Raw genomic sequence first — 11,736 nt, 5'->3', positions numbered from 1 at the left:
CGCTAATTCGGGTTCCTTCCTAATAACGTCACTTGTTCGATCGTGTTCCTGCTTTCCCGGTAGACTTCTTTGAACAGCCGGTAATATTCGTCATAGACGCCGTGATTTCTTTCGCTGGGAGTGACCGTCAGATCCCGGTACCTTACCACCTGCCTGCAGCCTTCCTCTATGTTTTGATATATCCCGGCTCCTGTTCCTGCCGCGATTGCCGCGCCCAGGCATGCCTGTTCTTCCGTGTCCGCTACCTTCAGGGGCAGACCATAGATATCTGACTGTATCTGAAGCCATGGAATGCTCCTGGCTCCTCCGCCGGATGCGATGACGCGATCCGCCTGAAGCCCCAGTCCCCGGCAGATCTCCATACATTCCCGGAGGGCAAATGCCACCCCTTCCATAACGGCTCTGGTCATCTCGGCCCTTCCGGTGTTCAGGCTTAAACCAACGAACATCCCGGTCAGGTTAGGGTTGATATGGGGGGTTCTCTCACCGGTCAGATAAGGGAGGAACAAAAGCCCGCCGCTCCCCGGGGGTACCGAATCAGCCTCTTTGTTAACCAGCCGGTAATCCGTCTGACGGAGCACTCCGTTGATCCATTTTAGGGAAAGGCCTGCGCTCATGATCGCGCCCATGGTGATCCAACGGTCCCTGGAGTAACCGCAGAAGGTATTCGTATTTAATGCCGGGTTGGCTACCGGGCAGGCGCTCTGGAAGCAGACCTGTCCGCTGCTTCCCACATTTACCGTGGCGGAACCCGGCTGTATGCTTCCATTTCCGATCGCCTGCATGACCTGGTCGCCGCCTCCGGCTATAACACATGTGCCAGCCCATAGACCGGTCTCTTTGGCTGCCTGCTCTGTCACTTCTCCTGCGATATCCGCCGTACCACAGCATTCAGGAAAATAATCAACCGGTATATTCAGGATCTCCAGGATCTTCCCGGACCAGCAGCCCCTTTTGATGTCAAAGGCCAGGGTCGCGGATGCGTCGGAATAATCGGAGGAGATGGTTCCTGTCATCCGGAAACGGATATAATCCTTTGGAAGCATAACATAGCGGATCTTTTCATAATTATATGGTTCTTCCTCTCTTACCCATATCAGTGAGGGGAGCAGAAACCCTGTATAGACCGGATTCATGAAATATTCCCGGATCATCTCGATTCCTAATTGAGCCTTTATCTTTTTCACCTGCCTGGAGGATCGGGCATCGCAGTGGAGGATCGCCGGCCGTACCGGCAGGTAAGAGCTGTCAAGCATTACAGCGCCGTGCATCTGGCCGGAAAAACTGATTCCCCGGATCTCATGAGATAAGATTCCCGCTGTTCTAAGCGCCTCGGCCGTGGTTTCGCAGCAGGCCTGCCACCATTGGCCGGGATCCTGTTCCGCATAACCATTATGGGGAGAATCAAATTGATAAGACCTGGCACTGATTGACTTTACGTGACCTGATTCATCCATGATGAGTGTCTTTAAGCTGGATGTTCCCAGATCGATTCCCATTAGATAAGACATGGCAGGTACCTCCTTTGTTTATTTCAGAAAGCTGGTATGTACCCCTGCTACAAAGGTATCCCCCAACCCTATCGTATACTTTGGCTTTTCCAGATAGCGTGACGGCACGAGACAGATATACTCATCGACCTGCATCTGTGCCAGCTCTTCGAAGAACCGGAGGCCTGTTGGGCTTAAATCCATCTTCAGGCTTTCCGTACACATCTCAATGGTCCCGTATCTTCCAAGACGCGCCCTGGTCGCCGACATCAGGTTCCCTATTGTCAACCCTTTTTCTATATCGACACCCGGCAGCCGGGCTCCGAAATACATGGCGTAATCTTTGGTGTGGAGAACGATTCCACGTACCGGAAACCTCTGCAGCAGCAACCGAAGCCCATCCAGTACGCTTGGCAGGCTCCCCTTGTCCAGGTCCTTCCCGAACCTTCCAAGCTGGATGCCAAGCTCTTCCTCGTTCATTCCCAGGATGTCTGCATATCTGCTGATCGAGCGGTACAGAAGTTCCTTAACGTCTAAGTTGATATAATCAGCACCTTCGAAGTAGAGGATGAAGTCGGGGTTTGCTTTTTTGAGTCTCTCGTAATGGGGGCACAATATATCCAGCCGTTCCTGCATAATCTGTTTGTCAACCACCGCGTCAAAACCGGCAATCAGGTAAGCGCTGATATCGCAGGGATGTCTTTCCAAATAGCCGAGAAAATGAGCGGGGATCGGAACTGCTTTATGTACGGAATCACAGAAAAGTATCAGCCGGTTTGAGATCGGAATATTATATTCCTTTCCGCGGATCTTTAATTTGTCACCTTTGGTAAACTGGAGAATCATATGGTACAGCGGTGGTTCCTTCCGTGTATGTCCTTTCATGGGTACCAATTGTCCCGCTTCGTCTACGATCCGGATATCTCCATGCTCCAGTTTTTTACACACTTCTGGGGAATAGTCTGTCATTTGAACGACTACTGGAATACCCAGTGTTCCGAGGGCTGCTGCCCCCTGAGCACCGTTTCCGCCCAGCCCGTATTCCAGTTCAAAGGCCTTCTCCAGGTATTCGCAGACACCAATATCGGCAACCTCGACGCTTCCGCCTATCCCTTTAATCAGAAATTCACTGGTAATGCGCGCAAAGTCTTCCATACTGTGGATGGCATCTTCACTTTCCCATGCGGGTTCCTCCAGCAGAAATTTGTCTAAGATCCGGTTAAACCGGTGGATATCCCATTTGAAAATTACATCCAGATTGCTTGTGTAACCAAATACCAGATACTTTTGCAGATTTTTGGCATTCGCAATGTCATCTTTGAGTTGTCCCAGATACTTTTCATATGCATCAAGATAAGCCATATTCTTCTCCATTTTTGCGTATTTAATTAATTCCAGAATTTATTGTATATAAAAAGTATATTCACGCATAAGCCATCTGTCAACAAAATTATGAAATATTTTTTTATAGCAACCCTGGGTTTTGTTAAATTAAATAGTATATTTCTATATTTGCAAAGCGTTTTTTGTTTAAATTACCCATTAAATATAAAATTTTATTTCGTACAGACATTTTCATGCACTAAATCATGAAACTTTTAGGGACGTGGTGACGGCCTTTGGCGGGTGGATTGACGGGGAAGCTGGTTCTGCGATTTTTACAGTGGACTATATGGTTAAAAGAAGCTGCAATGAGTTTATAAATAATGAAAAGGGGGATTTATATGTATTGTGTGGTCAGGAAGTATCTCTGCAGGATGTTTGTGAACCGGAAGGCTTAGCGGGTGGAAATCCCATACCCGAACCAGTCCCGTCTGCGAATGAAAAGAAATGGGGTCTTATATGGGGAACATCCATGGATGATATTATGGATAAAATAGAGGGAAAATATGAGATTGGTGAAGATGGCAGTACAGTTGTTGAATATTTTACAGGATTTGGAGAATTGAAAACAATGGAAGGCGGTGCGCAATACATTTTTCAAAATGATAGGCTTGTTGCGGTATATGTTCTTCTCAATGTCGGCGATTCTGATATGGATTATGATGATGCCATGCGCATCACGCGGCGGGATTTGGAAAAATTGTATGGAGATTCAACTCTGGATGATACATATAGCGATTTTGATATGGAATTTTACCAATGGGAGACCAAAAAGAGCGATATCGCTCTAACGGGTATGCAGAAAGAAATATTAGCTATTATGTATAAGGACATTCGTGTAGAGGATGTGGATATATAATAATAGTACACGGGATTGCGGTTCTGAATTAAAGCCGCTTTATGGAACCTAAAAAGGTGTTATCATGAAATGCCTGTTTTGATTTCCAGACTTTACACCCTTTTGATTTTTGGTTTTGTTTTCGGGCTTTGTTTTTGGTTGTACGATATGTTTTCGCTTCTTCGATCTGTAGGTTTGTCAAACATTTGTTACATTAACCGTAAAGAATCTTTTAAGACCTCATTGGGCGTTTTCCAGCCAAGAGGGCGCATGGGGAAATTATTGTAATCCCTACGGTTATACACTTTTAACTGTGCAGCAAAGTCCTCAAAGGAATAGAACAGATGGGTAGCATAAAAACGCTCATTATCCTTCCGATGGCTTCGCTCTACCTTCCCATTGTGACGTGGCGTAAAGGGCCGGATGAGCTTATGCCTTATCCCATGTGCTTCCAGGTGCTTTTGGAAGAGAGTGGGCTTGTCCCGGTGAGAAGTAAAGCGGTTGGTAAATTCCGATCCATTATCTGTCTGGATGCACTCGATGGGGAAGGGGAACGCTTTTATGAGGTGTTCCACAAATTGTGCAGAAGAATAGGTGTTGTGTTCCTCAAAGGCTTCCACAAAACGCCATCTGGAAAACTCATTAATGGCAGTGTACTGGAAGAACTGCTTCCCAATGACCCTGCTGTTTATAAGACAGGCGGAAGGGACAAATTTCACATCCACCTGGATACGCTGACCGGGATACTCCATCTGCTCATATGGTTTTGGGATGTATTTCGGATTCGGGGGATGGACAGCCATGATTCCGTGTTTTTGGAGGAAGCGGTAGAGACCTGTGATGGAGCGGGAATACCCGCGCTGCCGGAGTTTGACCCAAAAAATGACCAGACCGGCATCGGGATTACGGCGGCGCATATCCGAGATAAGCTTTTCTTGCGCAGGGGTATGCTGGTTGGGATGATGGTGGGGGCGTCTGGAGAGATCACGGAGGGATTCAATAGAGCCGTCAAAGCGTCGTTTCCAGCGGTAGATATACTGCCGGTTGGTTTTGTATTTGATAGCAGCCTTGGTAATGCCATATTTCTCAGCGTAACGGATCAGGGATAGACGGTATCTCATATCTTGTGTTATACTAGCCATAGCAGGGAACTCCTTTGTTTATGTTGTGGCTGTGGTGACTAAAATATAACACAAAAGAGAAATCCCTGCATTTTAATTATTCAGTTGTAACACATGTATTGTAATCCTACAACGATATGTTTTCGCTTCTTCAGGGTAATCGCTTACGAAAAAGTGAAGATCCCAAAATGGTGCTATAATTAAGAAGTGAAAGCAGGTGCCTATGATGGAACGAGGAATGGTAGAAATATTTAAAGGTATAGCAGATCCCCGTGTAGGGAATGCAAAAAAGCATAAGCTGGAAGAGATCCTGACGATAGCGATATTGGCAGTCATAAGTGGATGCACGCAATTCACAGAAATGGAACTATTCGGTAAGGAGCGGGAAACATGGCTGCGAGGATTTTTAAGTTTAGAGAACGGGATACCCTCGCACGATACGTTTGGCGATGTATTTTCAGCTATCAAACCGGAGGAATTACGAACTGGCTTTATGGAATGGGTAGAAACTGTCCGGCAAAAGATAACAGATGAAGTGGTAGCGGTGGATGGGAAAACCATTTGTGCAAGCAAAAGCGTGGCAGAAAACAAAAAGGCAGTCCATGTCGTAAGCGCGTGGGCAGCAGAAAACGGGCTGGTTTTGGGTGAGATAGCAACAGATGAAAAAAGCAATGAAATAACGGCAATCCCAAAGTTGTTGAAATTGCTGGAACTCAAAGACTGTATCGTCACGATTGATGCAATGGGTACGCAGCGGGAAATTGCAAAAACCATTTGCGAGGCGCAGGCCGATTATGTGCTATCGGTAAAAGAAAACCAGCCGGGGTTATACGAAGATATAACGTTGTATTTTTCAACGGAACAAGAGCAATGTGAATATGCTAAAACCGCAGAGAAGTCGCATGGACGTTATGAAACACGAGAATGCTATGTGACAACACAAATTGATTGGTTGGCACACAAAGAGAACTGGCCTGGTCTATCTGGGATAGGGGTGATCCGCTCTTGTACACAAGTCGTTGGGAAAGAAGCCTGCGAAACGATGGTACATTATGTCATTTTCAGCAAGGAATCAATGTCAGCGGCTGAGCTCTTAAAAACCAAACGTGCACATTGGTCAATAGAAAACAGTCTGCATTGGGTTTTGGATGTTGATTTTGGTGAGGATTCTATGCGCATGCGTGCTGGTTATGCTGCGGAAAACATGAATATAATGCGTCATCTTGCGCTTAATCTTTTGAAGTCCGAGACTTCTTACCGTGGAAGTATTAATCTCAAACGCAAAAAGTGTATGCTTTCTCCGGCATACTTGCTTAAAGTCTTTGATTGTTCGTAAGCGATTGCCCTGTTCGCTTCTTCGATAGCGATTGCATTTTTATAACAGGCTTGTTATAATAATTCTATCTAAGTATTTTCTGTTATAGCATATAAAGGAAGGGTGTAGGAGATTACATTGGATTCAATTGATTATTACAATAAGTACGCTGCGGCCTATTACGAAAGTACGGTTGATCTTGACATGTCGGAGGCGCTGGAACGTTTTGTCAAGTATCTTCCTGAAAACGCGGAAGTGATGGATCTGGGATGCGGATCGGGAAGGGACTCTTTGTATCTGGAGGAAGCAGGCTTTTACGTTACCGCAGTCGACGGATCGGAAGAAATGTGTAAGCTGGCGGAGATCAATCTTGGCAAAGAGGTCCTGAATATACGGTTTGAGGAACTGGATTTTGACGGTGTATTTGACGGGATCTGGGCTTGTGCTTCCCTGGTGCATGTGGAGAAGGACAAAATGGAAGGCGTGCTGAACCGGGTGTTTCGGGCGTTGAAGCCGGATGGGGTATTGTATATGTCCTTCCGCTTCGGGGATTCCCATGGATTTGACAACGGCAGATATTATTATGACTATACGATCGCCTCACTGGCGAAGGTACTTCAGAAGTCCGACGATGTGGAGACACTGGAGATCTGGAAGTCCAATGATGTGCGCAGCGAGAGAAATACAAAGTGGGTAAATGTAATCGTAAAAAGGATTATAGAATAAAAGCGGGAAGGGGACATGTCCAAATCGATTTGGGACATGTCCCTTTTGACTGATTGAAATGGACATGTCCCAAACTGAAATGAACATGTCCCCCGCCGTATGTCCCCTGCCGTATGACCCCTGCCATATCTGCTAGAAGAAGGAGAGGAAGGTTTCATAAAAGGCTTCCGGGCCTGGCTGTTCCCTCAATTCATTCATCATACCATCTTCATTGGTGATATCTACAAAGATTGAAAAAAAATCATCCATCTTAATATTATTTTTTTCTAGATCGTTTAAATTAAAGGCATAGACGAAGATCAGATCAACTTCTGCGTCGTCCCAGGGAATCGTGGAAGCGAGCCGGGCGATGGACAACGCGGACTTGCGGACCTGCTCACTGTCTCCGTGGGTGAATACCAGGCCGTTTCCGATGTAGGTGCTGCATATGGATTCCCGGGAGAGTACCGTATCATAAAAAGCTTCTGTGACGTTCCCGGATATTTCCAGTAGAGTGCAAAGCTTTTTCAGTATCTCATTCTTGTGACTGGGATGCACTCCTGTGAGAATGCCGGAAGGGTGCAGCAGATAATGCATGGCCGCTCTGGTTCTGGTGTTCTGATTCTTACGTTCTGTTATTTCCAGCATGACCTTCTGGACGGTGTTGATGTCGTCGGGAGTCAGGATGGAGTTCACCTGTACCACAGTTTTGCCGGAATGGGTAACCGGACAATTGGAGATCACAAAGTCATAAGCGCTGCGGTGATAAGGCTTCATGTCCAGCTGGTGCAGGGGCAGGACATCGATCAGGGAGAGATTTGGTATATTCTTTTCGATGACAGCGTTTAGCAGTGCGATTTCGCCCAGGCCGGTGTCGCTCTTCCACGCGACTATGGCCCTGAGGTGGTTGGCGGTCCGTTCAAGAGCGGCGGCGAAAAATAAGACCAGGCAGCAGCTTTCTTCTTTGTTCAATTCCACTTGAAAGTAGTGATTGAATAGAAGGTTCGTGGACCAGATGATGGCGAACAATCTGGAATACTGCTTTCTTATGGTATCGTAAGGACCCTTGTAGGAGTTGAATCTGTACCGCAGACGGCCTATCGCAGAGGGAATGTAGTGTACCAGGTCGTCGTACAGTTTGCGGTCACTGGCGATACGTCTGTTCAGCATATTGCTGGTCCTCTCCAGCAGTTCATCCAGGAAATCCCGCAGCAATGGGGGGACGGTGCTGTAACGGTAATCCGCGTTCAGATATTCCAGATTGCTGCACAAGAACAGGGATGAGATTAAGTGGGATTCCTGGAGCGGCAGTTTCATATGAAAATTGTCTTCCAGAAGATCGATAAATTCCTGGCTCAATGCATAGGCCGGAGTGTGTTCAGAACCGGTCTCGGAAAAAGACTCCGGGTATTCCACAAGGTGATGCTGCCGGATCCGGTACAAGGATATGGTCAGGTAGACACACACTCGTTCAAAGGAATAATCTATAAGGCGGATCCCCTGCTCCTTCTCAAAACGAAGCAGCAGATTTATAATTTTGCAGATGTCAAGACCTGGAAACAGTCCCTCCAGGATCTCGACGGAGACTACATCCATAGAGGACACGGGCATGGCTTTGATCCGGGAAGAGCGGATCTGGTATCCGTGCTTTTTTAATTGCTGGTATAAAGTGGCTGAAGCGGTTCTCCACGCATACTCCCGGCAGGTCAGGGAAAGCCCGTTGGGTGACCCTTTTTGAATCGTGATATGATATTCTGCCAGTACATTTTCCGCCGTATTTAACAGATGATAGGCAGTGGGACGGCTGATAAAAAGAAGATCCGCCAGTCTTTGCATGCTTAAGGTCTGCGGGAGGGAAAAGAGCAGATGGTAAATGAGCAGGAGAAGGCGGGACTTTATATTGGGATCTGTGGATAAACTGAAGGGCAGATGCGCTTTTAATAATGTGCGTATGTCCTCTTTTTCCAGAAAAAACCGGTTGGAAGAGTCCCTGTGAAAGCTGATTTGGTACTGATCGTTCAGATAATTGCTGATATAACGCATATCACTGCGCGCAGTACTGTTAGAGATATCGTAGGCGTTGGCGATTTCCGGATAGGATAAAGCTGTTTGACGGGATACGAAATGTTTTAAAAGCCGCTGTTGGCGTGTTGTCAGATTCATGAGCGGAAGCCCCCATTTCTGTACAGACTGTTTCTGTTATGTGTGTTACATACGTGCAGATTTTATGGATATGGTAGTTGATAATCCAATCATACCCTGTTTATATTCGGAATTCAATTGTTCGGCTGCATGGAAAATTGAAAAAAGCACAAAAAAATGTACACAAATCCTATATTTTAACGGCAGATTGTATGCTTTGGATGCTGAAATGACAGGAAGAAAGGTTGTAATGTAAATATATTTGGAAAATATTTCATTTTATTTAGAAACTATGTACAATTTTGAATGATATGATTCAAATGTAACCGCAAAACAGAACCACTCTGAAAGGAGGATGCTACATGAAACATATTAAAATTTCAGCTGGTATCGCCCATTTTGACTACTCAAGACTTGGCGCTAACATGAAGGAAGCCATGGATGCCGGCGCAGACATTGTCCACGCCGATGCGGCCGATATGGTGGAACTCCCCATTAATCTTCAGCTGATGGGCGGTCCCCAGATCATCGAGGGATTCCGCAAGGTGACGGATAAACCCATCGAATGTCACTTCTACACTTCCGAATGTGATAAGATATTTATAGACAGAATCGCGGAAGTGGGATGTAACATGCTGATCCTTCCGGCGGAACGGTTTATCGGAGCCACCCTGGCTTACCGGATGGATTGGTGTAAACGGCTGGGAATGAAAATCGGCCTTACCATTGGCTGTTATACTCCTCTTTGTTTCCTGGATGAAGCTATCTATGATATTGACCGTCTTCATATCGTCACGCATGGGACATCGAATACCGACGGGAAAGATAACTGGTACTGGAGAGAATCCGTACTGGATCTGGTACAGCGGGCAAGAAAGATGATCGATGAGAAAAATCCGAAGTGTGAACTGGCGGTAGACGGTGGGATCCGTACTGATAATGTGGAACCTCTGATCGAGTGTAATCCGGACGTGGTGATACTTTCCTCCGCGATTTTCAGACATGACAAGGGAATCACCTATGCAGTGAAGGAATTCCGGAATATACTGGATAATCTCTCTGTAAAATATAACCTGCAATAAAGGCAGAGCTGGTTGAACCGAAGCATATAAGGAGGACTTCTATGAAAATTCGTGAGGTAATCAATGAAAATACGGTAAATCTGGAACTGGAAGCCGGTGACAGGGACACCGTAATCCGGGAGCTGGCTAAAATGCTCTATGATAACGGATTGGTTCAAGACCTGGAATGCTTTATACAAAGTGTACTGGAACGGGAAAAGATCTGTTCCACCTACAGCACATCGGAGCTGGCGGTGCCTCACGGGATCAGTACATCGGTAAATAAAGCCGGACTGTGCTTCGGCCGTTTAACTTCCGCTGTCGACTGGGATGGGGATCAGGAGACACCGGTAAGATTTGTCTTTCTGATAGCCATACCGAGAGTGGAAGATGAGACGGTTATTAACCGGCATCTGGAGATGATTTCCTCTATAGCGATCTCGGCATTGCGGGAAGATAATTTGGAAATATGGGGTAAAGTGAAGAATACAGAAGAGTTTCTAGCCACGCTGGAAACAGCGGAAGGGAGGGAAAATCAGTATGGCAGGCAATGATCTTACGTTTGAATTTGAAAATGTGGAAAAAACGAAAAAGCAGATTGTGAAAGATATATTTTCCAAGCCATTTGACCATTTGCGTTCCGGTATATCGTATATGCTCCCGTTTGTACTGATCGGGGGGATTATTACCGCAGTCAGTTCGATCAGCAATATCTCGGATGCTCCTATATGGTCGATGGTTGCGTCGATCGGGCAGGTGGGCATGACCTTTTTTATACCGATCTTCGGCGCATACATAGCATTTTCCATTGCAGACAAAGCGGGCATCGCGCCGGGATTTATCTGCGCCTATCTGGCCAATACCAATGGGTCGGGTTACATAGGAGCGCTGCTGGCGGGATTCCTGGTGGGATATGTGGTGGCGTTGCTGAAAAAACTGATCAAACCCAATAAGATACTGCAGGGGGTATGGGACTATTTTGTCCCTGCGTTTTCGACCCTGGTCGTGGGCTTGTTCATAATTTATGTCATTAATGCGCCGGTCGCCCGTTTTACGGACTATATGGTAGCGAAACTCTCCGGTATGGATGCTACCCAGGGAGGGATCGCCGGACTGATTCTGGGCGCGCTGGGCGGAGTGGATTATGGCGGCCCCATCAGTAAGATCGGGACAGCGATCATGTTTGCGGGATTTGACAAAGGAATCTATCTGTTCGTAGGCATTGCGATCGCCATCGCCATGGTGCCGCCGTTCGGATTCACAGTGGCGGCGTTCGTCGCCCCGAAACTTTTTACAAAGTCTGAAAGACGATATGCCAGAACATCCTGGCCCATTGTTTTGATCGGTGGTTTTACGGAACTGGCACTTCCGTTGGTGATCAATGATATTATTCGTTGCACTATTGCCAGCTTTCTGGGCTGTCTGGTCAGTGGATTTCTGGCCGGCTTCTTTGGGTTGGAGTTAAGTGTCCCAGCTCTGGGACTGGCTTCCTGGTTCTTTATCAGCTCGGTGCCTGTATATGCACTCTGTGTGGTGGTCGGCGCTGCGATGACGGCGGCATCGTTAATCTTCCTTCGGAAAATCTGGCCCAGGAAGAATTTCGATCCGGACAGCGACGATGAGGTTATGAGCCTGTAGTCCCGGGGACGCGAGAGCGGGAAATGCCTATGAAACGGGTACG

General features: G+C 46.8%; 10 protein-coding genes. 6 read left to right on the top strand and 4 right to left on the bottom strand.

Going from position 1 to position 11,736, the window contains the following annotated elements; translation table 11 throughout:
- Nucleotides 1–2: 2 nt before the first annotated feature.
- Together xylB and KTH90_RS10070 are read right to left on the bottom strand one after the other, a co-directional pair.
- Nucleotides 3–1,511: a xylulokinase gene (gene xylB, locus KTH90_RS10075; protein WP_238726735.1), complete on the bottom strand. Its 1,509-nt coding sequence runs from the start codon at nt 1,509–1,511 to the stop codon at nt 3–5.
- Nucleotides 1,512–1,529: 18 nt separating this feature from the next.
- Nucleotides 1,530–2,852, bottom strand: a complete 1,323-nt coding sequence (locus KTH90_RS10070) for an ADP-dependent glucokinase/phosphofructokinase (RefSeq protein ID WP_238726734.1) — start codon at nt 2,850–2,852, stop codon at nt 1,530–1,532.
- Between the two features lie 310 nt (nt 2,853–3,162).
- Here KTH90_RS10070 and KTH90_RS10065 point away from each other — a divergent pair, with 310 nt between their 5' ends.
- Nucleotides 3,163–3,732 (top strand): hypothetical protein, encoded by a 570-nt coding sequence (locus tag KTH90_RS10065; RefSeq protein ID WP_238726733.1) that lies wholly within the window; start codon nt 3,163–3,165, stop codon nt 3,730–3,732.
- A 188-nt stretch (nt 3,733–3,920) separates the two neighbouring features.
- Here KTH90_RS10065 and KTH90_RS10060 read toward each other — a convergent pair whose 3' ends face one another.
- Nucleotides 3,921–4,832, bottom strand: coding sequence for a DDE-type integrase/transposase/recombinase (locus KTH90_RS10060; protein ID WP_238726762.1), 912 nt, complete (start codon nt 4,830–4,832; stop codon nt 3,921–3,923).
- A gap of 223 nt (nt 4,833–5,055) precedes the next feature.
- On the opposite strand from KTH90_RS10060, the gene KTH90_RS10055 reads away from it, so the two are divergent.
- Together KTH90_RS10055 and KTH90_RS10050 are read left to right on the top strand one after the other, a co-directional pair.
- Complete coding sequence (locus KTH90_RS10055) at nt 5,056–6,168, top strand: ISAs1 family transposase (RefSeq protein WP_238726732.1); 1,113 nt, start codon at nt 5,056–5,058, stop codon at nt 6,166–6,168.
- Nucleotides 6,169–6,285: 117 nt separating this feature from the next.
- The gene (locus KTH90_RS10050) at nt 6,286–6,873 is read left to right on the top strand and encodes a class I SAM-dependent methyltransferase (protein WP_158351237.1); all 588 of its coding nucleotides are present in this window, start codon (nt 6,286–6,288) and stop codon (nt 6,871–6,873) included.
- Nucleotides 6,874–7,005: 132 nt separating this feature from the next.
- On the opposite strand, the gene KTH90_RS10045 is transcribed toward KTH90_RS10050, so the two are convergent.
- A complete protein-coding gene (locus tag KTH90_RS10045) occupies nt 7,006–9,015 on the bottom strand; it encodes a BglG family transcription antiterminator (protein WP_238726731.1) in 2,010 nt (669 codons plus the stop codon).
- Between the two features lie 341 nt (nt 9,016–9,356).
- Here KTH90_RS10045 and KTH90_RS10040 point away from each other — a divergent pair, with 341 nt between their 5' ends.
- The 3 genes from KTH90_RS10040 to KTH90_RS10030 are packed head-to-tail and all read left to right on the top strand — an operon-like array spanning nt 9,357 to nt 11,693.
- Nucleotides 9,357–10,076, top strand: coding sequence for a ribulose-phosphate 3-epimerase (locus KTH90_RS10040; RefSeq protein ID WP_238726730.1), 720 nt, complete (start codon nt 9,357–9,359; stop codon nt 10,074–10,076).
- 41 nt (nt 10,077–10,117) lie between these two features.
- Complete coding sequence (locus tag KTH90_RS10035; RefSeq protein ID WP_238726729.1) at nt 10,118–10,609, top strand: PTS sugar transporter subunit IIA; 492 nt, start codon at nt 10,118–10,120, stop codon at nt 10,607–10,609.
- A complete protein-coding gene (locus KTH90_RS10030; RefSeq protein ID WP_238726728.1) occupies nt 10,596–11,693 on the top strand; it encodes a PTS fructose transporter subunit IIC in 1,098 nt (365 codons plus the stop codon). The genes KTH90_RS10035 and KTH90_RS10030 overlap by 14 nt, the downstream gene beginning before the upstream one ends.
- The last annotated feature ends 43 nt before the right edge of the window (nt 11,694–11,736 follow it).

The organism is Diplocloster modestus (assembly GCF_019042245.1).
Classification (GTDB): Bacteria; Bacillota; Clostridia; order Lachnospirales; family Lachnospiraceae; genus Diplocloster; species Diplocloster modestus.
This window is presented reverse-complemented; position numbering and strand designations above follow the sequence as displayed.

Coding starts and splice junctions, on each gene's coding strand:
- xylB (WP_238726735.1), bottom strand. CDS start 1,511: ATGTCTTATCTAATGGGAATCGATCTGGGAACATCCAGCTTAAAGACA.
- KTH90_RS10070 (WP_238726734.1), bottom strand. CDS start 2,852: ATGGCTTATCTTGATGCATATGAAAAGTATCTGGGACAACTCAAAGAT.
- KTH90_RS10065 (WP_238726733.1), top strand. CDS start 3,163: ATGGTTAAAAGAAGCTGCAATGAGTTTATAAATAATGAAAAGGGGGAT.
- KTH90_RS10060 (WP_238726762.1), bottom strand. CDS start 4,832: ATGAGATACCGTCTATCCCTGATCCGTTACGCTGAGAAATATGGCATT.
- KTH90_RS10055 (WP_238726732.1), top strand. CDS start 5,056: ATGATGGAACGAGGAATGGTAGAAATATTTAAAGGTATAGCAGATCCC.
- KTH90_RS10045 (WP_238726731.1), bottom strand. CDS start 9,015: ATGAATCTGACAACACGCCAACAGCGGCTTTTAAAACATTTCGTATCC.
- KTH90_RS10040 (WP_238726730.1), top strand. CDS start 9,357: ATGAAACATATTAAAATTTCAGCTGGTATCGCCCATTTTGACTACTCA.
- KTH90_RS10035 (WP_238726729.1), top strand. CDS start 10,118: ATGAAAATTCGTGAGGTAATCAATGAAAATACGGTAAATCTGGAACTG.
- KTH90_RS10030 (WP_238726728.1), top strand. CDS start 10,596: ATGGCAGGCAATGATCTTACGTTTGAATTTGAAAATGTGGAAAAAACG.